23 protein-coding genes are annotated in these 25,883 nt (G+C 63.0%); 15 read left to right on the top strand and 8 right to left on the bottom strand.

What is annotated here, in order from left to right; all coding sequences use genetic code 11:
• Position 1: 1 nt before the first annotated feature.
• Complete coding sequence (locus tag SLQ31_RS19540) at positions 2–1,165, bottom strand: cytochrome P450 (RefSeq protein ID WP_319435831.1); 1,164 nt, start codon at positions 1,163–1,165, stop codon at positions 2–4.
• Between the two features lie 239 nt (positions 1,166–1,404).
• Here SLQ31_RS19540 and SLQ31_RS19535 point away from each other — a divergent pair, with 239 nt between their 5' ends.
• On the top strand, positions 1,405–2,868 hold the full coding sequence (locus SLQ31_RS19535) for an aldehyde dehydrogenase family protein (RefSeq protein WP_319435648.1): 1,464 nt from the start codon (positions 1,405–1,407) through the stop codon (positions 2,866–2,868).
• The gene (locus SLQ31_RS19530) at positions 2,865–5,249 is read left to right on the top strand and encodes a CoA transferase (RefSeq protein ID WP_319435647.1); all 2,385 of its coding nucleotides are present in this window, start codon (positions 2,865–2,867) and stop codon (positions 5,247–5,249) included. The genes SLQ31_RS19535 and SLQ31_RS19530 overlap by 4 nt, the downstream gene beginning before the upstream one ends.
• A 54-nt stretch (positions 5,250–5,303) precedes the next feature.
• On the opposite strand, the gene SLQ31_RS19525 is transcribed toward SLQ31_RS19530, so the two are convergent.
• Positions 5,304–6,254, bottom strand: a complete 951-nt coding sequence (locus SLQ31_RS19525; RefSeq protein WP_413642513.1) for a TIGR03619 family F420-dependent LLM class oxidoreductase — start codon at positions 6,252–6,254, stop codon at positions 5,304–5,306.
• A 173-nt stretch (positions 6,255–6,427) separates the two neighbouring features.
• On the opposite strand from SLQ31_RS19525, the gene SLQ31_RS19520 reads away from it, so the two are divergent.
• Complete coding sequence (locus SLQ31_RS19520) at positions 6,428–7,027, top strand: hypothetical protein (protein ID WP_319435645.1); 600 nt, start codon at positions 6,428–6,430, stop codon at positions 7,025–7,027.
• A 114-nt stretch (positions 7,028–7,141) separates the two neighbouring features.
• On the opposite strand, the gene SLQ31_RS19515 is transcribed toward SLQ31_RS19520, so the two are convergent.
• The 5 genes from SLQ31_RS19515 to SLQ31_RS19495 form a co-directional block, all read right to left on the bottom strand.
• Positions 7,142–8,365 carry a cytochrome P450 gene (locus SLQ31_RS19515; protein WP_319435644.1) on the bottom strand — a complete coding sequence of 408 codons (1,224 nt, stop codon included), beginning with the start codon at positions 8,363–8,365 and terminating at the stop codon, positions 7,142–7,144.
• The gene (locus tag SLQ31_RS19510) at positions 8,362–9,561 is read right to left on the bottom strand and encodes a CoA transferase (protein ID WP_319435830.1); all 1,200 of its coding nucleotides are present in this window, start codon (positions 9,559–9,561) and stop codon (positions 8,362–8,364) included. Before SLQ31_RS19510 ends, SLQ31_RS19515 begins: the two co-directional genes overlap by 4 nt.
• 14 nt (positions 9,562–9,575) lie before the next feature.
• On the bottom strand, positions 9,576–10,412 hold the full coding sequence (locus tag SLQ31_RS19505) for an SDR family oxidoreductase (RefSeq protein ID WP_319435643.1): 837 nt from the start codon (positions 10,410–10,412) through the stop codon (positions 9,576–9,578).
• A gap of 336 nt (positions 10,413–10,748) precedes the next feature.
• Positions 10,749–11,606: a mycofactocin-coupled SDR family oxidoreductase gene (locus SLQ31_RS19500; RefSeq protein WP_319435642.1), complete on the bottom strand. Its 858-nt coding sequence runs from the start codon at positions 11,604–11,606 to the stop codon at positions 10,749–10,751.
• Positions 11,607–11,663: 57 nt separating this feature from the next.
• On the bottom strand, positions 11,664–13,112 hold the full coding sequence (locus SLQ31_RS19495) for an aldehyde dehydrogenase family protein (RefSeq protein WP_319435641.1): 1,449 nt from the start codon (positions 13,110–13,112) through the stop codon (positions 11,664–11,666).
• Positions 13,113–13,440: 328 nt separating this feature from the next.
• Here SLQ31_RS19495 and SLQ31_RS19490 point away from each other — a divergent pair, with 328 nt between their 5' ends.
• The 4 genes from SLQ31_RS19490 (at position 13,441) to SLQ31_RS19475 (ending at position 17,173) form a co-directional block, all read left to right on the top strand.
• Positions 13,441–14,208, top strand: a complete 768-nt coding sequence (locus tag SLQ31_RS19490; protein WP_319435640.1) for a crotonase/enoyl-CoA hydratase family protein — start codon at positions 13,441–13,443, stop codon at positions 14,206–14,208.
• A 182-nt stretch (positions 14,209–14,390) separates the two neighbouring features.
• Positions 14,391–15,698: an amidohydrolase family protein gene (locus tag SLQ31_RS19485; RefSeq protein ID WP_319435639.1), complete on the top strand. Its 1,308-nt coding sequence runs from the start codon at positions 14,391–14,393 to the stop codon at positions 15,696–15,698.
• Between the two features lie 40 nt (positions 15,699–15,738).
• Positions 15,739–16,596: an SDR family oxidoreductase gene (locus SLQ31_RS19480; RefSeq protein ID WP_319435638.1), complete on the top strand. Its 858-nt coding sequence runs from the start codon at positions 15,739–15,741 to the stop codon at positions 16,594–16,596.
• 94 nt (positions 16,597–16,690) lie between these two features.
• Positions 16,691–17,173 carry a nuclear transport factor 2 family protein gene (locus SLQ31_RS19475; protein WP_319435637.1) on the top strand — a complete coding sequence of 161 codons (483 nt, stop codon included), beginning with the start codon at positions 16,691–16,693 and terminating at the stop codon, positions 17,171–17,173.
• A gap of 88 nt (positions 17,174–17,261) precedes the next feature.
• On the opposite strand, the gene SLQ31_RS19470 is transcribed toward SLQ31_RS19475, so the two are convergent.
• A complete protein-coding gene (locus tag SLQ31_RS19470; RefSeq protein WP_319435636.1) occupies positions 17,262–17,948 on the bottom strand; it encodes a TetR/AcrR family transcriptional regulator in 687 nt (228 codons plus the stop codon).
• Between the two features lie 76 nt (positions 17,949–18,024).
• Here SLQ31_RS19470 and SLQ31_RS19465 point away from each other — a divergent pair, with 76 nt between their 5' ends.
• The 8 genes from SLQ31_RS19465 (at position 18,025) to SLQ31_RS19430 (ending at position 25,883) form a co-directional block, all read left to right on the top strand.
• Positions 18,025–18,804 carry a carboxymuconolactone decarboxylase family protein gene (locus SLQ31_RS19465; RefSeq protein ID WP_413642508.1) on the top strand — a complete coding sequence of 260 codons (780 nt, stop codon included), beginning with the start codon at positions 18,025–18,027 and terminating at the stop codon, positions 18,802–18,804.
• A gap of 81 nt (positions 18,805–18,885) precedes the next feature.
• Positions 18,886–19,719, top strand: a complete 834-nt coding sequence (locus tag SLQ31_RS19460) for a mycofactocin-coupled SDR family oxidoreductase (RefSeq protein WP_319435635.1) — start codon at positions 18,886–18,888, stop codon at positions 19,717–19,719.
• 124 nt (positions 19,720–19,843) lie between these two features.
• Positions 19,844–20,662 (top strand): SDR family NAD(P)-dependent oxidoreductase, encoded by an 819-nt coding sequence (locus tag SLQ31_RS19455; RefSeq protein ID WP_319435634.1) that lies wholly within the window; start codon positions 19,844–19,846, stop codon positions 20,660–20,662.
• Positions 20,663–20,728: 66 nt separating this feature from the next.
• Positions 20,729–21,169, top strand: a complete 441-nt coding sequence (locus SLQ31_RS19450; RefSeq protein WP_319435633.1) for a nuclear transport factor 2 family protein — start codon at positions 20,729–20,731, stop codon at positions 21,167–21,169.
• A gap of 637 nt (positions 21,170–21,806) precedes the next feature.
• The gene (locus SLQ31_RS19445) at positions 21,807–22,700 is read left to right on the top strand and encodes a helix-turn-helix transcriptional regulator (RefSeq protein ID WP_319435632.1); all 894 of its coding nucleotides are present in this window, start codon (positions 21,807–21,809) and stop codon (positions 22,698–22,700) included.
• A gap of 264 nt (positions 22,701–22,964) precedes the next feature.
• Complete coding sequence (locus SLQ31_RS19440; RefSeq protein WP_319435631.1) at positions 22,965–23,855, top strand: helix-turn-helix transcriptional regulator; 891 nt, start codon at positions 22,965–22,967, stop codon at positions 23,853–23,855.
• Positions 23,856–24,284: 429 nt separating this feature from the next.
• On the top strand, positions 24,285–25,151 hold the full coding sequence (locus SLQ31_RS19435) for a TIGR03619 family F420-dependent LLM class oxidoreductase (protein WP_319435630.1): 867 nt from the start codon (positions 24,285–24,287) through the stop codon (positions 25,149–25,151).
• 126 nt (positions 25,152–25,277) lie between these two features.
• Positions 25,278–25,883 carry a (2Fe-2S)-binding protein gene (locus tag SLQ31_RS19430; RefSeq protein ID WP_319435629.1) on the top strand — a complete coding sequence of 202 codons (606 nt, stop codon included), beginning with the start codon at positions 25,278–25,280 and terminating at the stop codon, positions 25,881–25,883.

The following is a 25,883-nucleotide window of genomic DNA, read 5'->3' as shown; positions in this document are numbered from 1 at the left end:
GTCAGCCTCCGGTTCCCAGTCGCACGGGCATTCGTTTGACACCGGGCACCATGGTGGCCCGCATCCGGGTGACGTCGCCGACTAGCTCCAGCTTCGGATAGCGACTCAGGAGTTCCTCGAACATGATCCGCGCTTCTATGCGCGCCAGCTGCGCACCCAGGCAGGAGTGCTCCCCGGTGCCGAAAGCGATATGGGGGTTCGGACTGCGGGTCACGTCGAAGGTCTCCGAAGTAGGACCGAAGACATCCTCGTCGCGGTTGGCGGACCCGTAGAGCATGACGACCAGTTCTCCTTCCTGGATCAGCTGGCCACGGATTTCGATGTCGGCAGTCGCGGTCCGCGCCATGTGCGTCACTGGGCTGGTCCACCGCAACATCTCTTCGACGCCCAGCGGTATCAACGAGGGATCTTCGAGGAGCTTCCGGTACTGCGCTGGGTGCTCCATTAGCGCGAGCGTGCCTAACGCAACGAGGTTGCGGGTGGTCTCGTTGCCTGCGACGAGCAGCAGAAACGAGAAATGGACGAGGTCCATGTCGGTGAGTCGCTCGCCGTCGACCTCCGCGTGGACGAGCACCGAGAGGATGTCGTCCTTCGGCTTGGCCCGTCGCTCCGCGATGAGGTTCATGAAGTACTCGTACAGCTGCAGGGACGCCACCATCGGGTCGAGTTCGATGTCGGGGTCCGCGCCTCCTGTCGCCGCGTCCGACCAGATCCGGAACTGCTCCCAATCGCTTGCCGGAGCGCCCAGCATCTCCGCGATCAACCGCGTGGGCAGTGGGGCGGCGATCTCGTCGGCGAACTCGTACGTGGAACCGGATTCGACCTCGTCGAGGATGCCCCGCACAATGTCGCGGATCTTCTGCTCGAGCTGGTTCACGTGTCTGCGGGTGAACCCGGCACTGATGAGTTTGCGCAGCTGCCGGTGCCGCGGCGGATCGATGAAGACCAAGTTCCCCTCCTGGACCGCGTTCGGGATTGCCGGGTCCGGGATCATGACGCCCTTGGTCGAGGTGAAGTCAGCCGTGTTGGTCGACGTGCTGCGAATGTCCTCGTACTTCAGCAGAGCCCAGAACTTCTCTTCCTCGTTCCAGCACACCGGAGACGTCGCCCGCAGCTCCTTGTAGGCCGGATAGGGATCCCCTGAGTAGAAGTCAGGCGAATGCAGAGGGAACTTGGTGCGCACTGGACGGCCTCCATGCCGGACTGCTGGAATTTATCGGACACATCATTGAATATGCACGTTCTCGATCGCGGATCGCACGATTATCAATGTGTCTACTCGGACTAGGCTATCGCTGTCAACAGGCTGTTTATCAATACTTTTGGGCGTCGATGCAGTTGACGACCCTAGCGGGATCGGTGTACACACAGAGCTAATATGTCCGATTCAATCGAGGAGTCTCGATGTCCGTTGTTCCCGCACTCGTCGATACCTACGGGTTGTACATCGATGGCCGCTGGGTTGATCCGGAGAATGGCCGCTACGACGACATCTGTCCCTCGACCGAGGAAGTGCTCGCCACTGCACCCGATGCGAGTATTTCTCAGGTCAGCGCAGCAATCGGCGCTGCGCGCAACGCATTCGACTCGGGAACGTGGGCCAGTTCCGGGCCCGAGGAACGGGCACGCTGCCTACGCCAGCTGGGGACCGCGCTACTAGAGCACGGGGATGAGTTCGCTGCGCTGGCAGCGGTCGAGTGGGGCTGCACCGCCAACGAACGGCTGAACCAGATCGACGGGCCTGCCTTCATGGCTCTGCGCGCCGCCGATCTCGCAGCAGAGCCGATCGAGGAAACGTTCGACGCCTTCGGAGCTTTCGGAACGGTGCTGCTCCGCCATGAACCTCTTGGCGTCGTCACCATCATGACTCCGTGGAACTTTCCGCACATGCTCAACGCGCTAAAGCTCAGCAGCGCGCTCGCCGCCGGAAATACCGTCGTGCTCAAGCCTTCGCCGCTGACCCCACTGTCGGGCTTGGCACTGGCGCGTCTCATCGAAGAACACACCGACATCCCCCAAGGGGTGGTCAATGTCGTCACGCCGACCGGCCTGGATGCCAGCAAGCTGCTGACCGCCGACCCGCGCGTCGACATGGTGAGCTTCACGGGAAGCTCGGTCGTGGGACGCGAGGTCATGGCGGCCGCCGGCGGCACGATGAAACGGATCCTGCTTGAGTGTGGCGGGAAGTCGGCTGGAATCTTCCTTGACGACGTGGAGGTGACCGACGAGCTGCTGGCACAAGTGCTGAACGACAGCTGCACGAATCATGCTGGGCAGGCCTGCATCCTGCAGAGCAGGTTGCTGCTGCCCGACTCGATCCATGACGACGTGGTAGCCCGGCTAGTCGAGCTAGCCGCCACCGTGCGCGTTGGAGACCCCACCGACCCAGAGGTTCAGATGGGTCCGCTGATCAGTCGCGACCAGCTGCACCGAGTACAGGGGTGCGTCGATCGAGCGCTCGACGAGGGCGCCACGCTCGCTGCCGGTGGCAGGCGGCCAAAAGGGTTGGACACCGGGTTCTACTACGAACCCACCATCCTGACTGACGTCGACCCCAATGCCTTCATCGCCCAAGACGAAGTGTTCGGACCCGTGCTCACGGTGCTGCGCTATCGCTCCGACGACGAAGCCGTCCGCATCGCCAACAACTCGCAATACGGACTGTCCGGTGGCGTGTGGGCCACCGACGTGGACCGTGCCGTGGACGTCGCGCGGCGGATCCGCACCGGCCAAATCACCATCAACGGTTGCGGTCCCGGCGACTCGCCGTTCGGCGGTTTCAAGCAGAGCGGGTTCGGCCGCGAGGGCGGCGGGATGGCCGGGGTTCACCAGTACATGGAGCCGAAAGCGATCGGCGTCCCCGCGTGACCGGAGCATTGGCCGGCCTGCGCGTGGTGGAGATCGCGGGCGAGATCACCGGTGCGTACAGCACGAAACTGCTGGTCGATCTAGGCGCCACGGTCACCAAGATCGAGCCTCCCGCAGGCGACCCGATGCGCACCTGGGGTCCGTTCCCCGGCGGCGTTACCGATCCCGAGCGCTCAGGGATGTTCGAGTACCTCAACGCGGGCAAGCGCAGCGTCACGCTCGACTTGACTCGCACCGCTGGCGTCGCGACGGCCCGCGATCTGATCGCGACGGCCGACGTGCTCGTCGAGGCGCTGCCGCCAGGCGTTCTAGGCGACTACGGACTCGACGCAGATACCCTCTACAATCTGAATCCGCGACTGGCAGTGGTGCGCATTTCGAACTTCGGCCAATCAGGGCCCCTGCGTGATCGGGTGATGACCCCGCTGACCATGCAGGCGGCCTCGGGCTGGATCTGCATCAACGGCGCTGATCGTCCACCCGTCGGCGCTGGCGCCCGCATTCTCGAATACGTCGCGGGTGGCTACGGCGCGCTCGGCGCACTGACTGCGCTGCGGATCGCCCGCCAGGCACCCGGCCGATTGGTCGAGGTCGACATGTCGATGTTCGAAGCTCACATGTCGACGTTGCCGTATCCGATGATCGCCGCGCTCCGAAAGCGCACCGGACCACCCCCGGGCCCGACAGCGGGCCCCATGCTTGGCGTCGTACGCGTCTCCGACGGCTGGATAGGTGTTAACTGCCTCACCGGGCAACATTGGCTCGACGTCTGCGACATGATCGGGTTGCCCGAGTACGGCGAATACCAGTTCGAGATCATGCGCGGCGCTCCCCGGCGCGCGGAATTCTTCGCCAAGGCCCAACCCTGGCTCGACGAACAGACCGTAGCCGGCCTCGTGGAACTAAGCCAGGCGTTTCGGATTCCGGCAGCGCCTGTATGCGACGGCGCCACTGCCCCCGAGTGCCCCCAATACGAGCAGCGCGGCTTCTTCGTCGAGTCCGCAGCCGAGGACTCGCCGTTCCGCCGCGCAGGCGCACCATTTCGCCTCGCGAAGACGCCTGTCCCCCAGCCCGGTCCCTCGCCCCGGACGGGACAGGCGGCGGTCGAAACGGAGGTCGCTCCGCCCAGAACCACGGGAGCCGACGCCGAAGCAAGCGTCAGCTCACCGTTTGCGGGATTGAAAGTGCTTGACTTCAGCACCTTTTGGGCTGGCGCGTACGTCACGTGCTACCTCGGCGCGTTGGGTGCTGACATCGTCAAGGTCGAATCCATTCAGCGACTCGACGGCTTCCGATACTCAGGCACGTCGGCGGAAGACGGGGTCGACTGGTACGAGAGCGGAGCTTTGTGGCAGGCAGCCAACCTGAACAAGCGGGACCTCACCCTCGACCTGTCGTCGGAGCGCGGTCTCGAGCTGGTGCGCCGGCTTGCGGCCGAGGCCGATGTCGTCATCGAGAACTTCTCCCCCCGAGTCATCGAACAGTTCGGTCTCGATTACGAGTCGCTAGTGTCGCTCAAACCAGATGTGATCCAGCTCCGGATGCCCGGGTTCGGCCTCAAGGGACCATGGCGCGACTACGTCGGATGGGCGCTCAACATCGAGCAGACCGCAGGCATGTCAGCCGTTACCGGCTACCCGGACGGTCCGCCCCGCAATCTGGGTGGGGCAGCCGATCCGAATGCCGGACTGCACGCCGCCGTCGCCCTCCTCGCCGCCCTCGATCACCGGCAACGCACCGGTGAGGGCCAGCTGATAGAGGTGGCCCAAATCGAAGCCGGCGCGTGTGTCGCAGCTGAGCCGGTGATCGAATACTCGATGAACGGCACCGTGCAACAGCGCCAAGGCAATCGCCAGCGCGGCTACGTCCAGGGCGTCTACCCCGACACGGACAACACGTGGCTGGCGCTCACCGTGCGCGACGACGCCGACTGGTCGCAGCTCGCCGCGGCGATGGGGCGACCCGATCTGCTCGATGATCCGCGCTTCTCGTCGCAACACCAGCGCGAGCGCGCGCACGACGCGTTCGACGAGGTGGTCGCCGAATGGACCCGGACTCGGACCGCAGCCGAGATCGTCGAGGCCCTTCGGGCCCGCGACGTCCCGGCCGAGCTGCTGCTGCGACCGAACCAGATGTACGACGTGCCTCAGTTGGACGCCCGCGGGTTCTACGAGGAATTCGAGCACCCGGTCACCGGGCGACGCCGCTACCCCGGCTGGCCGTTCCGGATCACTCCCGGGCCGACCCATCATCATCGGTTGCCTCCACCGACGCTCGGCCAGCACAATGACGAAATCCTGCGCGCCCTGGGAGTCTCCGACACCGAGATTGCCGAGTTGCGCGACCAGCGCATCATTGGCGAACGTGCGCTGAACACCTGAGGGCGAGGGGCGCACTCACAGCTCATGTTTTGGAGCTGACATCGAATCTGATTGTCAGCGAAAGGCTTTGGCAAACCAAGTCACGATATCCAGCACCGTCGCCTTGTCCGTTTCATACGAGCCAGTGAAGCGCACACTCACCCGAAAACCGGTGACACCGGCATCGATGAGCGGTTTGGTCGCCTCGATAGTGGCCTCTAGGTGCAAGCTACTGCCGTCATACGTCAGCGGAAGGAATCCCACAACCTGCAATGCATCCGCGTCGGGGCGGCCAGCATCAGTCATCGCCTGCTTCATTTGCGGGATCGACGATTTCAGGTTCTCGGCGGCCGGACCCCACGGGATCCATCCAGAGCCATATGCCGAGAGCCGCCGCACAACGTTGCGGTTCAACGTTCCGCTGACCCAGATCGGCACGCCACCTGACTGCAGGGGTTTGGGCATCTGGTGGATCGCATCGAACTGGAGCAGGTCGTCTTCAAAGCTGGCCTGCTCCTGGCGCCAGAGTGTCTGGCAGACCTCAAGAGTGTGATCGAGTAGGCGGCCCCGTCCCTCGAAATCGAGTCCGGCCACCTCGTATTCTTCGCGTTGCCAACCGACCCCAACACCTAGATCGACACGGCCACCGGAAAGTACATCGGGGTGGCCAGTTCTTTCGCCCAGCACTGCCGGCCGACGTAAGGCAGCAATCAGAATGGCCGTGCCCAGCCGAACTGACGTGGCGAAGCCGGCCACGTAGGTCAGCACAGTCAGCGGATCGAGCCAGTGCCCGTCGGGTCCGGTCGGCTGCCTGCCTCCGGCGGATCCGCCGAGTTTCGGGTCACCGTAGGCCTCGAGGTTCTCGCCGAACACGACGTGATCAGAGACCACGATTCGGTCGATCTCGGTCTCGTCGGCGATTTTCGCTGCGTCGCATAGATGTCGCCAACCACCCGGATCGTGGGCACTCCGGGACGGCAACCAGTACGAACGCTGTGGATTGAGAAGCGAAGTCACTGTGTTCATACTAAGCAATTGGCGCGGGCAATCCGCGTTCGCAAGCAAGGGATTGGGCACAGCGCATCGGCATTGCACATGATGCAAATTTCAGCTCTCTAGAGAGAGAACATGTATTCTCTCACTATGACGCATAGTGGCCAGCGGGAATTCCTCGACGGTCTCAACGACACGGAATCAGCGTGACAGCTCGATCCCTCAATCCCGCTGACAAAGCTGCGCGCAACGTCTACGCGTTGGATCGTGCGACCACGCGCTCCGGATGGCCGGCGAAGAAGTATCGACTAACCGTTCTCGGCGCGAGCGTGGCCGACGTCGTTTCGTGTGCCGGCGGTTGGCTGTTCGACCGGGCAACAATGGGATGGGACATTGCCGTCGCCATAGCGGAATGTCCCGACGACCGGCCGATTCGCATCCTGGGATCCCGGCTGATCGATTTCAACCAAGCATTGAGCAAGAGTGCCTTAGCCGATTCACCCCACGCCGTTGCGGTAGCGGTCGGACTGTACGAACGAGACGCACGTGTGCGCCGCTACGCTGATAGGCAGATTGCCGGGCGCCAAACCGAGGTAGCAATGTGGGGACGCGACTGGCCTACGGAGTTGTACCGACTGCGCCCAATGGAGCACCATCTCAGCGCTGCGGCGCAGGCATTCAAGTCACAAGCCATGGCCGCTGCCGGTGAAGCGCCGGACTCTCCCGGCCTTGCCGAATCGTTCCTCGTCTGCGAGCACAACCTGATTCCGATGGCAGGAACCCAGGACTTGACACCGACGCCATGATGTCCGGATATGGATCCCGCGCGGAAGGAATATGCGCGAAACCGGCTGTCTTGCAGCGACTATCATCGAGCGGATTGCAGGTTCGCGCCCGCTAGGTTGTTGGTCCTTCGATTATCAGGACGTTACCGGCACATTCGACCACCCGCACACATTGGACATCTCGACGCGACGTAGACCCGAGCGATCTACCTGAAACTCCGGAATCAAGTCGAGCAGGGTCTCAAGGGCGATCCGACTCTCCAGCCGCGCTAGCGCCGCGCCAAGACAGCTGTGGATTCCGTAACCGAAAGCCAAATTGAGGCCGAACTTCCGATCTCGGTCGATGTCAAAGCGATCTGGGTCAGGAAAGATCCGCTCGTCACGATTGGCGGAGCCGTTGATGAGCATCACGGCGCTGCCTGCGGGGATTGTGGTGCCGTGCAATGTCACATCGCGCATGCTATATCGCACGTTGTACTGGGAAGGTCCCTCGTAGCGAAGAAGTTCTTCAATGGCCGCCGGAATCTTGCTGCGGTCGGCTCGCAACTTCTGCCACTCGCTCGGATTGTCGGCGAAGATCACTGCCGCATTGCCGATGAGCTTGGCAACCGTCTCAGCGCCGGCGCCACCGAGCAACGTCGCGAACGAGGCGATTTCGGCATCGTCGAGCTTCACTGCCTCGCCGTCGCGCTCGATCTCCACCTCGATCAGGCGGCTGATCATGTCGTCTTGCGGATGCTGCCGACGCTGCTGGATGAGCTTGTAGTAGAACATTCCCGTGGCGTACGAAGCCTCCATCCCTTCGGGGGTGGTATGGATCGAACCGCGCTTGCGCTCCAGGATCTTATCGAGCCACAACCGGATTTGTTGGCGGTGTTCAGGCGGCACGCCCAGCATCGTGGTGATGATTTCGACCGGAAACAACGCCGAGAAATCCGCGACGACATCGAACGACGCGGGGTCCAGCGTCTCCGCGATCTCGCGAATCTTTTGGCTGATCATCGATTCCATGGACGCCATCGCCCGGGGAGTGAAGACCTTGTTCACCAACTTGCGCATCAGATCGTGCTCGGGCGGGTCCAGCATGATGATCGCCTTGGACCGCTGAATGGACCGCTCCGGATCCTTGATCATGTCCAGGGTGGCACCTTTGGCCGACGAGTACGTCGCAAAGTCCTTGAGCGCCGGCGCGACGTCGTCGTAGCGGGACAACGCCCAAAAATCATACTTGGCGTTGTAATAGACCGGTGCTTCGTCGCGCAGACGGCGGTAGATGTCATACGGGCTGTCGAAGAAATCGTCAGAAAACGGGTCGAATTCCAAAGGGCCGCCCGAAATTACTCCGCTTGCTGCACTCACCCGATAGCTCCTGTCTCCTTGTAGTGCTCGATCGCGTCCCAGTCCAGTCCGGCTTCGAGCAACACCTCCTCGGTGTGCTGACCGTGCTCCGGAGCGCCGGACGGGACCACGTGGTATTCGTTGAACTGCACAGGGTTTACCGGCAGTTCGTACTGCACCCCACCCATGGTGGCGGTCGTCGCGATGTAGCCGTTGGCGACGATCGCTGGATCGTCGCGCAGTTCACCGGGCATCTGCATTACGCCCCACGCGCCCGAAAGCGGGCCAAGAACCTGGCGCCACTCACTGAGTGTTCGCGCTGCGAACACCTCATCGATCAGGGCGATGAGCGCCACGCGATTATCGAACCGCGGCCCGGGTTCGGCGAAGCGTTCGTCGTCGATCAAATCAGCACGGCCGATGATCGTCATGAACTCGGCATAGAAGCGGTCACCCTGCAGCATCATCAGCGTGACGTAACGCCCGTCCTTCGTCAGATAGTTGCCGACCAGCGGGTTGGGCGCGTCGGCGTGCTCGAACGTCGGCGCGGGCGCACCACTGTACAGCTGACTGATGGACACGTCCGGGCTGATGGCCCACGCGGCCAGCCCAAGCAATGACACATCAACAACCGATCCTTGACCGGTCGCTTTGCGCTTGTAGAGGGCCGCCGCGATCCCGCCCGCGATCGTCATCCCGCCCAGCAGGTCGCCGAACGCCGCCCGCGGCCGAATGGGTTCGCTCCCTTCGGGAGTGATCGCACCACCGATGCCGCCGCGCGCCCAGAACGAAACGCCGTCGTAGCCAGGCGCATCGGAGTCGGCGCCTTGTGGCCCGTGACCAGATCCCCGCACATAGACGATATTGGGATTCACCGCGCGGATGTCGTCAACGTCGATGCCGAAGCGCTTGCGCCGACTCGGCAGATAGCTGGTGAGGAAGACATCGCAAGTCTTCGCCAACTCGAGCACGACCTCCCGGCCACCCTCGGTCGTCAGGTCCACCGCGATCGATTTCTTTCCACGATTGGGCAGCTCGATCATGTAGTTGACCTCGCCACCGGGATCCACCAGGCCCATCGTCACGAGGCCCCGCTGAGGATCGCCCCCGACTCGGGGCTCGACCTTGATGACCTCCGCACCCCACTCGGCCATTACCGCCCCAGCGGCGGGCACGAACGTCCACGCCGCCACCTCCAAGACCCGCACCCCGCCCATCACTTGATCAACGCTCACTCTTCGTGTTCCACCCTGCGTGGTATCGACGGGACGACTTCAACCATTCGCATGTGCACGTGCCCGGGCAGCTCGACGACTGACGCGATCACCTGCGCCACGTCCTCAGGCTGGAGCGCTTCGGTACGCGGAACGCCGCCCTGGCCATGCCAACCCGACATCATCAACTTCATCTCCGCGGCACTCCAGTTAGTCCCCTGCTCTGTGCGAGTGGGGCCCGGCCGCACAATGGAGGACCGCACCCCGGTGCCCTCCAATTCGGACTGCAGCACGTCAATCCAGGCTTCAAGGGCATGTTTGGACGCCGAGTACGCGCTCATCCACCGCCGCGGGACTCCTCCAACCACTTGCGAACTCACAAAGATCAGGTCACCGCGCCCGGCCTCGATCATTCCCGGCAACGCGTGCGCCACCAGGTGCTGGGGCCCCATGAAATTGACCGCGAGAGCCTCCCGCAGCCTCGCCTGGTCCGTATTGGTCGACGGGTCAGGAAAGGAGTTGCCCGCATTGGACACCAACACATCGACTGGGCCAAACTGGTTTTCGACGCGCGCCACGAACCGACTTATCGATGACTCGTCTGCCAGGTCCAGTGCGATTGCAACGGCGGATGCGCCTCGGACCCGCAGCTTCGCCGCAACCTCGTCACACACCTCGGCGCGACGGGCGCCGAGCACCACGCGGTGGCCGGCCAGCGCCAGGTGCTCGGCGGTGGCAAGCCCGATCCCCGACGAGGCGCCCGTGACGACTACGACACGCCCGCCGTCATCACCGCCGGACCGGACCGTCCGATCCTCGATCACGGCGCACACATCGGCTGGCAGCGCCCGCACACTCGCGGCTCTCCCTGGCCCGACCGTGAGGTGCGGCGGCGGACCGCCGCAACGGCGCTCCGGCTAACTGAGCGGGCAATGAATGCCCCATGGGTAAATGGCGTTGGCACTATACGAGAATGCCAGTTCCCCACGGGTAATGCAAAGCTCATCTCAGGCCTGTCTGTTGGATTCGTCACTTCCAGCCGTTCACCACACCGCGCAGGGATCCGCGCCGTCTCGCCGACGGGAACCGCCGCGACGATCGGAACCCATGGTGTAGCACACGTACGGGTGATCGCTGCTTACCCCGCCCTACGGTGCAACTTTCCACCGACGGAGACGTACTCGCGGTGATTACGTTCCCGACCACGGCACTTTCTTCAGGAAGCCCCCGGCGTCGATCTTGATTTGCTGGCCAGTGACGTAGCGAGATGCATCCGAGGCCAAGAACAGCACCAGCTCGCTGACATCCTCGGGTTCGATATACGGGATCGGCATCGCGTTCATCACGGGAAAGGCCAGCTCGGCGTCGGCCCTGGTGGGCTCAGGCAGGTCGGGCCGAAAAGCCCGGTACATTGGCGGACTCTGCAGCATATCCGTGTTGACGTTGGTGGGGTGAAGGGCGTTGACCCGAATCCCCTTCGGCGCCAACGTCAGTGCCAGGTCATTGACATAGTGGGCGACGACCTGCTTCGAAAACTGATAGCCAGCACCGCCCGACGGACCGCCGCCATCGCTGCGCATCATCGCCAGGTACGCCGCCAAGGATCCGGTGGCGATGATCGATGAGCCCGACTGAAGATGCTTGAGACTGACGTGAATCAGATTCATGACGCCGATCAAGTCGACATCGACCGCATCGACCCACGCCTGCGCCTCTGGAGAATTCAACGGGGCGATACCGGCGTTGGCGACCACCACATCGAGATGACCGAGTTCAGCCACCGCCCGATCGATCACCTCAGCCAACGCGACCCGGTCGCGGACATCGGCGATCGCCGTGATGGCGGTTTGGCCCTCCTTCTCCACCAATCTCGCGGTCTCCTCAAGATCCTCCGGACGGGCCAGCGGGTACTCGTTGGTGGCGATGTCCTCGCACAGATCGATCGCGACGATATCGGCGCCTTCTGCTGCCAACATCCGCGCGTGCGATCTGCCCTGGCCGCGAGCCGCTCCACTGACCACTGCCACCTTGCCGGCCATTCTGCCCATGTGCGTTCCTCTTTCGTGGTTTCGATACGATGCAGGCAAGCTCCAAAGGGGCCTGGTTCAGGCGTACCCGATGACTTTGGTTTCCAGGTGCTGACTGAATCCCTCGATGCCGTTCTGGCGGCCGATTCCACTCGTCTTGTACCCGCCGTAGGGCGCGTCAGATCCGTAGAAGAGGCCGCTATTGATATTCACCGAGCCGGTACGCATTCGCTTCGCGAAGGCCAGGGCACGCTCGGATGACTGCGAGTACACCGACCCCGACAGGCCGTAATCGCTGTCGTTGGCCAGGGCGAGCGCTTCATCATCATCGTCGTACGGCATCGCGACGAGGACTGGGCCGAAGACCTCACGTCGGGCAATTTCAAAGGAATTGTCCACACCCACCACGAGCGTGGGGGCGACATACGTTCCGCCTGCGAGCGCGGGTTCGAGGTCCGCTGGGACGGCACCACCGACGGTTACCTCCGCGCCGTTAGCTCGGGCGCGGTTGATGAATCCGAGGATCCGGGATTGCTGGGTGGCGTTGATGACCGGGCCCAGCAGGGTGGCGGCTCGCGCCGGGTCACCGGCGGCGATGTGGTTGAACAGCGCCGTCACCTTGGTTACGTACTCGTCGAACATGCGAGCGGGCACAAGCGCCCTGGTGTTCACCCCGCACCCCTGGCCTGCATGCATACACACCTGGGCAGCCTTGGGGACCACCGAGTCGAGATCGGCGTCGTCTAACACGACCATCGCCGACTTGCCGCCAAGTTCGAGGAAAACCCGCTTGTAGGTTCGCGCACCCTTCTCACCAATCAGCCGACCAACTTCCGGCGAGCCGGTGAAGGAAACCATGTCAACGCGTGGATCGGCGACAAGCCGCTCGGCCACCAGGTTGTCCGGCGTCGGTACGACGTTGACGACACCCGGTGGGATATCGGTGTGTTCGGTGATCAGCCGCCCGATTCTTGTTGCGCTCCAAGGTGTGTTGAAATCGGGTTTGACGACCACCGTATTCCCGGTTGCCAAGGCCTGCCCCAACTTGTTCAGCACAATCTCGAACGGGAAGTTCCACGGTGCGATCGCTGCGACCACGCCAATTGGCTCCTTGACGACAACGCGCTGGTTGCTGTCGCCAACTATGGAACCCGGGCCGAGCCTACGTTCCCAGTCGAAGGTGTCGATGAGGTTGGCCGGGCCGGTCAGCGCATCCGCTAGCGGCCAGTCCAGTTGGGCCATGGTGGTTGTCATCAAAGGGGCACCGCCCTCGGCGATGATCTCGTCGCGCAGATACTCGCGTTCACCCTCCAGCGCAGACTGCAGTTGCAATAAGCAACGTTTGCGCAATTGTCGATCCGTCGACCACGCCGTGGTGTCAAAAGCCTTGCGCGCGGCCCCTATCGCCGCATCCATGTCATCAGCTGATGCAGCCGTGGTCCATCCCAGCGGCTGACCTGTGGCCGGGCTGGTGTTCTCGAATCGGGCACCCGACGCCGATTCGCATAGCCAGCCATCGACCAGCATCCTCGTCTCCGCTCGCGCTGCGGCCCGGGCGTTGAGCGCGGAACTCGACGGTAGCGACCCCGCGCTCGAAGATGGGCCGACTGATGACGACGCGGTCACGCAGGTCCACTTGCTGAGCGCGCAGCTCGCGCATTCTCATCGACGGACGCACAGTTAGCAGCGGGCGAGGGGCAGCGCAGGTCCGGCGAGAGCATCGCAACATCGTATGCGAAAGTCTGCTCTCTGAAAAGAGAGCGCCCATTTTCACAAGCGGTATCATCGTTCTCGGGCGGGCCGGCCAGAACCGCGGCCAGCCCGGGCCAGCCCCCGTCAAGCAGCATGGGAAGAAATGACAGACGACTCGGAACTCATTGTGGTCCAGCATGATCGGACACTTCTCGTCACCATCAACCGGCCGTACGCGAAGAATGCCGTCAATGCCGCCATCAGCCAGGGCCTGGCAGATGCAATGGACCGTTTGGACAACGATCCGGGCCTGTCGGTGGCAGTGTTAACGGGAGCAGGGGGAACGTTCAGCTCCGGGATGGATCTCAAGGCGTTCGCACGCGGCGAGGATGTCGTGGTCAGAGGTCGCGGCATGGGTTTTACCGAACGGCCGCCGATAAAGCCGGTGATCGCCGCGGTCGAAGGCTACGCGCTGGCGGGCGGCGCGGAGATGGTGCTGGCCACCGATCTCATCGTGGCAGCGACTGACTCCGCCTTTGGCATCCCGGAAGTCAAGCGCGGGCTGATAGCCGGCGGAGGCGGGCTGCTGCGGCTGCCGCAACGCATTCCGTACGCGATCGCTATGGAGCTCGCGCTGACCGGCGGCAACCTTAGCGCGAAGAGGGCCTATGAGTTGGGTCTGGTCAACGCTTTAGTCGAGCCGGGTACCACCGTGAAAGCGGCGCTCGAATTGGCTGAGCAAATCACCGCGAATAGTCCGCTCGCCGTGATGGCATCCAAGCAAATCATCTCCCAATCCCGCGGTTGGCAGCCCGATGCCATGTTCCGAGAGCAATGGAGGATCTTCAAGCCGATATTGAAGTCGAACGATGCCCAAGAGGGCGCAATTGCGTTCGCCGAGAAACGCCCACCGCGCTGGACGGGCAGCTGAAGCCCACCGTGGATAGGCGCCGATCTTGGCTTGCCGGTAGGTAAGAAATAACGATTCTCGAATTGGGTGCCTCCCTTTGCCCTGTGCTGGGGCAGCCCGCCTGTCCACCACACTGCCTGGATCTCCCGCCCCGAACGGGGACGGCTACCGATGATCGCCGAATACCGTCGAAAGGACCGATCGTGAACAAAGACGACATGATTTTGATCAGCGTGGATGACCACATCATCGAACCGCCGGACATGTTCAAGAACCATCTGCCGACGAAATACCAGGGTGACGCGCCACGTCTGGTGCACAACCCAGACGGGTCGGATACCTGGCGATTCCGCGACGTAGTGATCCCTAACGTCGCACTGAATGCGGTGGCAGGCAGGCCCAAGGACGAGTACGGACTTGAGCCCCAGGGCCTCGACGAGATCCGGCCCGGCTGCTTCAAGGTCGATGAGCGGGTTAAGGACATGAACGCCGGCGGGATTCTGGGCTCGATCTGCTTCCCGTCATTCCCGGGGTTCGCAGGCCGCTTGTTCGCAACCGACGACCCAGAATTCTCGCTGGCGCTGGTGCAGGCCTACAACGACTGGCACATCGACGAATGGTGCGGGGCCTACCCGGCACGTTTCATTCCGATGGCGCTCCCGGTGATCTGGGATGCCGAATTGTGCGCCCAAGAAGTGCGGCGGGTGTCAAAGAAAGGTGTGCACGCACTCACGTTCACCGAAAACCCCGCCGCCATGGGATATCCGTCGTTCCACGACGATTACTGGACGCCGTTGTGGGAAGCATTGGTGGACACCGACACGGTGATGAATGTGCATATCGGGTCATCGGGCCGGCTGGCGATCACCGCCCCGGATGCGCCGATGGACGTGACGATCACCCTGCAGCCGATGAACATCGTGCAGGCCGCCGCCGACTTGTTGTGGTCCAAGCCGATCAAGAAATACCCCGACCTCAAGATCGGACTTTCCGAGGGCGGGACCGGCTGGATTCCCTACTTCCTGGAGCGCGCCGACCGCACCTATGAGATGCACTCGACATGGACCGGGCAGGACTTTGGCGGCAAGCTGCCCAGCGAGGTGTTCCGCGAGCATTTCTTGACCTGCTTCATCTCGGATCCGGTCGGCATCAAGCTGCGGAACGACATCGGCATCGACAACATCTGCTGGGAAGCCGACTACCCGCACAGCGACTCGATGTGGCCTGGTGCTCCCGAGCAACTCGACGAGGTGCTGACCGAAAACAACGTGCCTGACGACGAGGTCAACAAGATGACCTTCGAGAACGCGATGCGCTGGTACTCGTTCGACCCATTCACCCACATCACCCGCGAACAAGCCACCGTCGGCGCCCTGCGCAAGGCAGCCGAGGGCCACGACGTCTCCATCCAGGCGTTAAGCAAGCACGACAAGTCCGGCAGCGACGGTACCGACTTCGTGGCACAACTTCGCAACCCGACCACCCACACCGCGAATCCTGCAACGCGATAGCTGTTTTCCGAGAACTGGACCGATCGATAGATGGAGAATCATGGCAACACCGACAACTGACAAGGATGTTCTGGTTGTCATCGGAGCCGGAGGCATGGGCATAGCTATTGCCAGACGCATCGGGGCCGGCCGCGTCATCGTGCTCGCCGACATCAACCAGGGCCTCTTGGACGACGCAGCCGCCAACTTGGCACGCGAGGGCCATCACGTCGTCAGCCGCAAGGTCGACGTCACCTCCCGTAGCTCGATTGCGTCCGTGGTGGAAGTGGCGACCTCAACCGGACGACTAACCGCGGTGGCGCACACGGCTGGCCTATCACCCGAACAGGCGTCGACAGAGGCAATCTTGGCCGTCGACCTCCTCGGCACCGCGCTCGTCATCGATGAATTCGGACGCGTCATCGAGCCGGGTGGCGCAGCAGTGGTGATCGCAAGCATGGCAGGCCACGTCTACCCCGCCCTCGATCCCGACGTGGAGTTCCAGCTCGCGAACACACCTGCCGACGAACTGCTCGACCTCGAGATCTGCTCTCCTGCGCACATTTCCACCGCTGCGCAGGCATATCCATTCGCTAAGCGCGCCAATCAAATCCGCGTGGCGGCCGCAGCCGCCTCATGGGGACTGCGTGGTGCACGGGTCAACTCCATCAGCCCCGGCATCATCTCAACCGATATGGGGCGCCTCGAGTTGGCCGGAGGCTCTGGGCGCCTGATCCAGACGATGATCGACAACGTCGGCTTGCGCCGGATCGGCACGCCCGAAGACATCGCCGCCGCCGCGGAGTGGTTACTTGGACCCTTGTCGTCGTTCATCACCGGCACAGACATACTCGTCGACGGTGGCGTTGTCGCGGCAATCCGCACCGGAACTATGGACCTCCCTCAACAGCCGGGTTGACCCGGCCTCGGGCGGTCAGAATCCGTATGCCTCAACAACCAAAGTTCCGAACTCGCCCAATGGACGGGCGAAGGTCAACCAACACGGAGGCACCATGGCCGTAACCGGTCAGACAGATCACGACGCACTGCTGGATCTCTCGTACGCATACGCCAGTAGCATCGACCGCAGGGACTGCAATGCGTTTCTTGCCGTATTCCACCCCGATGCGACCGTATGCTCTTATCCGCCTGGGCAGTCGGAGAATCCGACAATGCAAAGGACGGGCCACCAGGAGCTCGCCATGATCGTCGATAAGATCATTCCCCGGATGTGCACCAAGAGTTTTCACTTGGTTGCGAACGCGAGGTTCACTGTTGATGGCGACGCGGCCTCCGGCGAGGCGTACGGCGTGGCCCATCATCTAACGACCGGGGACGACCACGGCGGGACCGACTATGTCTGGTTCATGAGGTATCGCGACCAGTACACGCGGGTTGATGGCGAATGGTGCATCAAACACCGTGACGCACTGACTGATTGGACCGAAACACGATTCGTGGATCCGACCGCTTCAGGCACTGCACCAACTCGCTGAGCCTTGCGATGGTCGTCGGGCTACCCGAGCGGCGCATCCTGATCGGGTCAGAACTGTCCATCACGGCGACGCGGGCCCGTCCCGTCCGTCACGGCAAGGACTGGAGCGCCGGACGTTCGGGCGTCGTCCCTTGGAGCGCGGCCAACGTCTGCTCGGAGGCAGGTGCGGTGAGTAGTGCCACGACGCCGTCGAGGAAAGCACTGACGTGCAAGGCGTAGGACGAGACAGCCGATCCGTGCACCAGAGCGCGGTGACGGTCGGCGCACGTATGAACACATATTGCCGATACCTGATGAATGCGCTGATCCCGCAGTGGCTGTGGTACGTGGTCGATGAGACTCCCCACCCGATCGATATAGGCCTGTTGGGAGTCATTGTGGGCCGTTGGCAACCGCTCCAGCGGGTTTGACGCATCGCCATGATGGCGTAGCAACTGCTCCAAAAACGGTAGGTAGTAACAGCTTTGATCCTCAGCCAGTTCTATCAAGGGCAATTGGTGAGCCTCAACCACAGCCCGCAGATCCTCGGCTGGAGTGCGGGCTTCCAACAGCTGCCGCCGACGAAGCAGCTGTTCGAGCCGATTCACCAGGATTGCCTCGATGAGTCCTTCCTTGGACCCGAAGTGATACTGCACGACCGATTTGTTCGCCATGCCTGCCTCGGCGCCGATCTGCCGTAGCGGAACACCGGCCAAGCCGTGCTGGGCGAACAGCCGCTCGGCTGTGAGCACCAGCTGCTGCTTTGCCGAGGACACAACCGGCACCGCTTTCGACATGCGCGCCATAATCCCATACTGGACGAATTAAGTCCTTCGACTTACTATTCAGTCGATTGAACGAAAGAAGGCTTCGATGGACACCCCCGCAGCGAATGCTTTTCGGGACGTGATGGGAACCGACCCGTCGTCGACGTCGTCACCCTTGGCAGCCGCGTCGGCGGACTTCGTGTTCGGGCAGGTATGGTCGCGGCCCGGCCTGAGCCGGCGCGACCGCCGATTCGTCACGCTGGCGTGCGTCTGCGCATCCGATGTGGTGGGTGAGATCGATGATCACGTGTATGCCGCGCTGGCCAGCGGTGACATCACGTTCGAGGAGCTGCTGGAATTCGTCTTGCACTTCGCGGTGTACTGCGGCTGGCCGAAGGGCTCCCAGGCCGAGGTCGCCGCACGCAGCCAGTACGCGCGACTAGCGGACGAACGCGGCCAGGACGTCGCGCCGCGGCCAGACCTTCCGCTGCGTTCCCTTGGCCCCACCGACCACGAAGAACGCCTCCGCGCAGGGGAACGATGCTTCGTCGAGGTGAACCTTCTCCCTGCTCCGACACGCGATTCGCCCTACTTCCAGGCCGGCATCCTGGGGTTTGTCTTCGGCCACCTGTGGCAGCGTCCCAACCTCGGCCGCCGCGAGCGTCGGCTCATCACGGTGGCATGTGTCGGCGTGTCCGACGCGCTGGGCCCGATTTACTCCCACGTCGGATCGGCGCTCGAGTCGGGCGACCTGACTCTCGAGGAGATGAACGAAGTCGTGCTGCAGTTCTCCGCCTACAGCGGGTTCGCCAAGGGCCGAGTGCTTCAGCAGGTCGCCACGGAGTCGTGGAACCGAATCACGGCTGGGCGCAACATGAGCCACTGACAGCAGCTTCGGGGTCGAGCCGAATGGGACGGATGCACCAACACGTTCGAACGTACGACGTCGAGGACGGGAGTGACGGAAATGCCAGCAGGTCTCGAGGGACGCGTCGCGTTCATCACCGGCGCCGCACGCGGCCAGGGCCGCGCGCATGCGGTCCGGCTTTCGAGCGAGGGCGTCGACGTGATCGGTGTTGACATCTGCGAGGACATCGCGTCGATGGGCTACCCGAACGCGACCGAGGCAGACCTCGACGAGACGGTGCGCCTGGTCGAGAAAGAAGGCCGGCGCATGGTGGCGCGCAAGGCCGACGTAAGGCGATATCGCGACCTGGTCGGGGCGGTCGACGAAGGCGTCGAACAGTTCGGCCGCATCGACATCATCATCGCCAACGCTGGAATCGTACGGCTCGCCGGAGAATCCGAGGACTTCATGGCCGACTGGCACGACGTCATCGACACCAACCTGACGGGTGCGTATCAGACGGTGCGGGCCGCCCTGCCGGTCATGCGCGAGGGCGGGCGGGGTGGATCGATCGTGCTGACCAGTTCGACGGCAGGCCTCAAGGGAACCGCGTCGTTGAACGCCAGTGGCAACGCCTACGCCGCGGCGAAGCGCGGCCTCGTCGCGCTCATGCAGAACTTGGCGAATTATCTTGCACCCGAATGGATCCGAGTGAACACCATTCACCCCACCGGGGTGGCTAGCGGCATGACCCAGAACGATGCCATGAGCGCGCTGATGGAACAGGCAGCAGCCGGCGGCGCAAACGCGATCTCCGGTATGGAGAACGCCCTACCGTTGCCGATCCTGCAACCCGAGGACGTCGCCAATGCGGTGGCGTTCCTGGTCTCGGACGAGGCCAAGTTCATCACCGGCACTGCGTGGCCGCTAGACGCCGGGTTCACCGTGCGCTGAACCGCAGAACCATTCAGTGCAGCTCCAGTACATGAGGAACTCCCAGCGACGACAACGACCGCGGCAGCGGTGCGCGGTGAATCGAATCCCCTACACCTCACAGAGCCGAAACCAAGGAGCCAACATGCAGTCTCTGCAAGGAGCCACCGCCATCGTCACCGGCGGCGCTAGCGGAATCGGCCGTGCCACCGCGCACTCCCTGGCCCGACGCGAAGCGAACGTAGTCGTCGCAGACATCGACGCATCCCGATCGGAGGGTGTCGCCGCAGAGATCAACCAGGCAGGCGGCCATGCAGCCGCGGTGGTCTGCGACGTCGGCGCCGACTCCGCGTTCGACGATCTCAAGACATTCGCGATCGACCGCTTCGGCGGGGTCGACGTCATCATGAACAACGTCGGGGTCCTCACCAGTGGCCGGCCGGACCACCTGCCGATCAACGAATGGGAACGGATCATCAACATCAATCTGATGTCCGTCGTGCGCAGCAATGCGACCTTCTTGCCGTTGCTCATAGCGCAGCGCCACGGCCACATCGTCAACACCGCATCGTTCGCCGGATTGTTCACTTACTCTTACGACCGACTGCCCTACGCAGCCGCCAAAGCTGCGATCATCCAGATCTCCGAAGGGTTGCGCCTCTACCTGCACCCCCAGGGGATCGGCGTCACGGTGCTGTGCCCCGGCCCCGTCATGACCAACATCATGGCGACGATGCCACCCACCTTCGGGCCCAGCGTCGAAACCCGGCCGCCAGGAGCACAGTTCGCCGTCCTCGATCCGCAGGTGGTCGGTGAACAAGTCGCCACGGCAATTCTCGACGACACGTTCATGGTCTACACCGATGACCAAGTCCGCGATGTTCTCGTCGAACGGGCGTCCGACTGGAACGCCTTCATCGCACGGCAGTCCGACGGTTTCAGCCGCCCCACGACGGGGATATGACGTGACCGCGGTGAACGCCAATCCCACCGCCATCGACACCGACATCACGGGGAGGGCCTGTCGTCGATGACAGATCACACACAGGCCATCGCGAATCTGGTGTACTCGTACGCTGAGTTGCTCGACACCGGCGATCTTGCTGCGTTGGGGTCGCTCTTCGACGGGGCCGTCGTACGTGCGGCCGGCTCCGATCACGAGATGTACGGCGCCGAAGCCATGCGGTCACTGATCGAGCACACCGTCCGGATGTACGACGGAATCCCGCGCACCAAACACCTGATCACCAACCTCATCATCGAGGTCGATGACGGCGAACGATCGGCCACTGCCCGGTCGTATTACGTGGCACTGCAGGCCCTCCCAAACCTAGTGCTGCAACCGATCCTGGCAGGCCGATGGCACGACACATTCGAATTCAACCAGGGCCGTTGGCGATTCGTAAATCGGATCATCCACAACGATCTCGTCGGCGATATCAGCTGTCACCTCAATGGCTTCCAAAATTAGTACCCCACCCGCCGGTGCGGAACGATTGGCGACGTCCTTCGAGTCATACTGCTCGTCGACCGGGAAGAAACGGCGGTCGCCGCGGAGCCCAGCAATCGGGGTCACCGGGCAACAGTAGAACCGCTCCCGCTCGACATCATCGATGACGCAGGGCTGCAACGGGTTACCGAAAGCACCCGTCAGTTCGGTTCGTTGCGGGCGATCATTCACCCCGCAGGATATCGCGGTCGATGGCCGATTGGCGCCAGATACTTCAGGTCGAAAAGTAGGGGTGGTAAACGAGCATGGTCGGCCCGTCATTCCGCCGTGTCGTTGCGGTCACGTCGTGCCTACTGAGGTGCTGAATTAGCGAAGTCTTCGATGAGTTCGGCGACGACTTCTGCAGCGCTGTCCGAGAGGTGAATATGGTCGGACATGACCGCCAAGCCATGCCCCACGGAACGATCGGATTGAGCGCCGCGACCGGTTAGGCGTGGCAGCCGCGCGAGCTGCATTTCTGCGATGCGACCCCCTGCGGGGGCCGACGCTACATCCGTGCTGCCAGCTAAGTCGAGATATCCCGCCCGTACCAGGGATTGTTTAACCATGGAATGGCAGAACGCCTTTCGCCCGACCACGCGGACGTAATCTGGTCATTATGGACAACAGGAACGACATCCGCGAGTTCCTCGCTAGCCGGCGAGCCAAGGTCACGCCTCAGCAGGCAGGCCTGGCCACCTACGGAAGACGGCGCGTCCCCGGCCTGCGCCGTGAAGAGGTCGCCATGCTGGCTGGCGTGAGCACTGACTACTACGCGCGCCTGGAACGCGGCAACCTCACCGGAGTATCCGACAGCGTGCTCGATGCCCTGGGGCGTGCGCTGCGCCTCGACGAAGCCGAACGCGCGCACCTTTACGCCCTGGCTCAGGCAGCCAACACCCGCCCGCGTGCTCGGCGCCGGCTATCCGCGCAGCAGCTCCGGCCTAGCGTGCAACGCGTTCTTGACGGAATGACCGAGGTGCCGGCGATCGTCCTCAACGGCCGGCTGGACATCGTCGGCACGAGCCGACTCGGGCGCGCGCTTTACGCGCCCGTGTACGCCACCGCGGCCCGGCACTTGAGCTTGGCCCGTTTCAACATCCTGGATCCCCAGGCGCACGCGTTCTATCCCGATTGGGACGCCGCGGCCAGTGCCACTGCTGCGTTGCTCCGCACCGAAGCCGGCCGCAACCCCTTCGACCGTGACCTGACTGATCTCGTCGGCGAACTCTCAACCCGCAGTGACGCTTTCCGCTCGCATTGGGCCGTCCACGATGTATTACTGCACCGGACCGGCGTCAAGCACTTTCACCACCCGGCGGTCGGCGACCTGAGCCTGAGCTTTGAGGTCATGGAACTAACGGCTGAGACCGGATTGACCCTCACCGCCTACAGCGCCGAGCCGCGTACTCCGTCCGAGGATGCGCTGCGCCTGCTCGCCAGTTGGGCCGCAACACAAGATGACGTCCACCCTAAATCCGACCTGTGTGGCACCGATATGCCAACTTCATGACCGTTCAGAAGTCTTCACCCCGCGTCTGAACCAGACACTAGGTCGGCACGGCATTCTCAGGTCGTCTGGTCACCGGCGGGTCGCAAGGAATTCGCGAACGTTATCCCTGTTGCGCATGCGCTGAGGTTATGTTGGGCAGATGCGCTGAAAGGTGTTCTGTCAATACCTGGCTCGTCACACACTAGTGAGAGCAAGGTGGCGCGCTGCCGTGCAGGGTAACGGCAGTATCTCCCAAAGTTCGCCCGCCGAGCCTACCGTGGAGCTATGACCGCGTTAGACCTGACCAGCGAGATCCGTGAGTTCCTGAGTTCACGGCGGGCGCGAATCAAGCCCGAGCAGGCCGGCCTGCCGGCATATGGCGGAAACCGCCGGGTGAAGGGACTGCGCCGCGAAGAAGTGGCGATGCTCGCTGGCGTGTCCGTCGACTACTACGTGCAGATGGAGCGCGGCAACCTGGCGGGAGCGTCGGAGAGCGTACTCGACGGGCTTGTCACGGCTCTACACCTCGACGAGGCCGAGAGTGACCATCTGTTCGCGCTGGCGAGGAAATCCGGTGCCAGCGGTCGTCGCAAGCGTAAGACGCCTGTGACAGTTCGGCCGGTGCTGCAGCAGGTTCTCGATGCGATCACCGACGCCCCTGCGTGGATACGCAATGGCCGTCACGACGTCCTGGCGATGAATCAACTTGCCCGCGCTCTCTATGCGCCGATGCTCGCTGACGCTCGACGACCCGCGAACTCCGCCCGTTTCGTGTATCTCAATCCCGAAGCGGCAGAAGAGTTCTTCATCGATTATGACCAGGTCGCCCGGGATTCCGCCGCGATGCTTCGCCTCGAGGCGGGCCGAAACCCGCATGACGAAGGGCTGATCGAGTTGATCGGTGAGCTGTCGACCCGCAGTGAGCTCTTTCGGCAGCGCTGGGCCTCCCAAGACGTACGCTTTCACCGCTCGGGCCGCAAGCGTCTCAACCACCCGGTCGTCGGTCATCTCGACCTCGACTTCGAGGCGATGGATTTACCCTCGGAGCCTGGTCTACGACTGAACGTCTATACCGCACCGGCAGGTTCGCCCACCGCGGACGCGTTGAAGCTTCTCGCCTCGTGGGTTGCCAGCCAGGAAACCCAGCTCACCGAGCAGGCGTCGGCTGCCGATTGATCGGCACCGCCTACGGCGGCAATCGGCGGTGGCCAGAGATATCCTCGCGCCGAACGCCCTGGGTCGTGCCGCGCATTCGCCTCTCTACGAGCAGAATTCAGTAGTCGTCTCCGACTCCGCTGCGCAACGGTATGGGGAGTACTACGAGTACCTGGAACAACAGAGCCTTCCGAGCCCCACCTTCCGGGCGTTTTCTGGCGGACATGGAAAACGTTCGCCGCCACCGCTCTGCGACCGCAATGATCGACTCCTCCCCGCCGTGGTTGGCGATCATTGATGAAACGGCTTTGCGCGACGTGTGGGGGTTCGCCCGGACTTCACGCATGCGAATGCGTTTCCGCGAACGCAGTCGGTTGCGTTCCTCGGCACGTCGACCGACGCCTCTGCCGCAACGCGGTTCGGGTTCGGCGCCGGAAGGAGATTGAGGCTATGCAGATCGGTGTGGTGTATCCGCAAATAGAGCTGGGAGGAGACCCCGGTGCTGTCGGACGGATCGGAAAAGCAGTGGAGGATCTCGGTTTTGACTACCTTCTAGCCTACGATCACGTGCTGGGTGCGGTCCACGCCGGCCGAAAGCCGCAGCTACCGGGCCCCTACGACGAGCACGATCCGTTTCACGACCCGTTCGTGATGTTCGCCTATCTGGCGGGCATCACGTCGCGCATCGGTTTCGCCACCGGAGTTCTGGTCCTTCCGCAACGCCAGACTGCGCTCGTTGCACGACAGGCTGCCGATGTGGATCTGCTATCAGGAGGAGGCCGGTTGCGGCTCGGCGTTGGTGTGGGCTGGAATCACGTCGAGTACGAAGCCCTCGGCTATGACTTCCGGAGCCGAGGTGCCCGCCAGGAGGAGCAGATCGACCTGCTGCGCCGGTTGTTCGTCGAACCGGTCGTGGATTTCGCGGGGCGCTTCGAGCGAGTAGACAGAGCCGCTCTCATGCCAAAGCCGACTGGCCGAATCCCGGTTTGGCTTGGTGGATCCGGCGATAGGGCGTACGAGCGCGCCGCGCGGCTCGGGGATGGGTTCATCTTCTTTGGCGGCCGCGGGTTCGACAACGCGTTGGACGGCAAGGATCGCATCTGTCGGCGGGTGGCAGAACTCGGCAGGTCGGTCGAGGAGTTCGGGGCAGAGTATGTGACGCTCCGTCGCGATGGAGAGCTTCTCGCCGATGTCGAGACCTGGCGTGCGGCCGGCGGCACCCACGTCTCAATCGCCACAATGGGCCACGGTTTTGACTCGGTCAATGCGCATGTCGATTACCTCGCGTCAGTGGCCGAATCCCTTGGTGTTTCCTGACCCGATGTTTCGGGGGGGCTGCCAGTACCTGGATAGCCAGATACTCCCACCCGGCACTCGACAGTGGTTGTCTTTGAAGTTCGCACATCAGGACAGCCCGCGTTGATGACCTGGACGGAATCAGATATGTCGGACGATACGGCTTCATCAGCTGCCGATGCCCGGTTCGAGTTGAACCGCCGCACCTTCGTCGGCGCGTCCTTCGCGGTCGGCGGCGTGGTTGCGACGACATCGCTGCTGGCCGGATGCGGAAACGATGACGAACCCGCGACATCGGTCGTACGGTTGAGCATCAACGGTGGGGAACGCGAAATCCCGGTGGACAATCGCAGTTCGCTGTTGGACGTGCTCCGCGAACGTGCCGGCCTCACTGGTACGAAGAAGGGCTGCGACCAAGGTGCATGCGGTGCCTGCACCATCTTGGTCGACGATCGACGGATCACCTCCTGCCTGACACTGGCGGTGATGCATGACGGAGCCGACATCGTCACCGTCGAGGGCTTGGAGCGCAACGGTCAGCTGCATCCGTTGCAGCAGGTGTTCATCGACAACGACGGTTTCCAGTGCGGTTACTGCACGCCGGGCCAGCTCATGTCCGGTATCGGGTGCATCAAGGAGGGCCACACCGGATCCCCTGCCGAGATACGGGAATGGATGAGCGGCAACATCTGTCGCTGCGGCGCCTACACCAACATCGTCGACGCCATCGCCATCGCGGCGAAAGAGGCGTAG

The organism is Mycobacterium sp. RTGN5 (genome assembly GCF_033804465.1).
GTDB lineage: Bacteria > Actinomycetota > Actinomycetes > Mycobacteriales > Mycobacteriaceae > Mycobacterium.
Note: the sequence above shows the minus strand (reverse complement) of the source record. Positions and strands in the feature narration are given on the sequence as shown.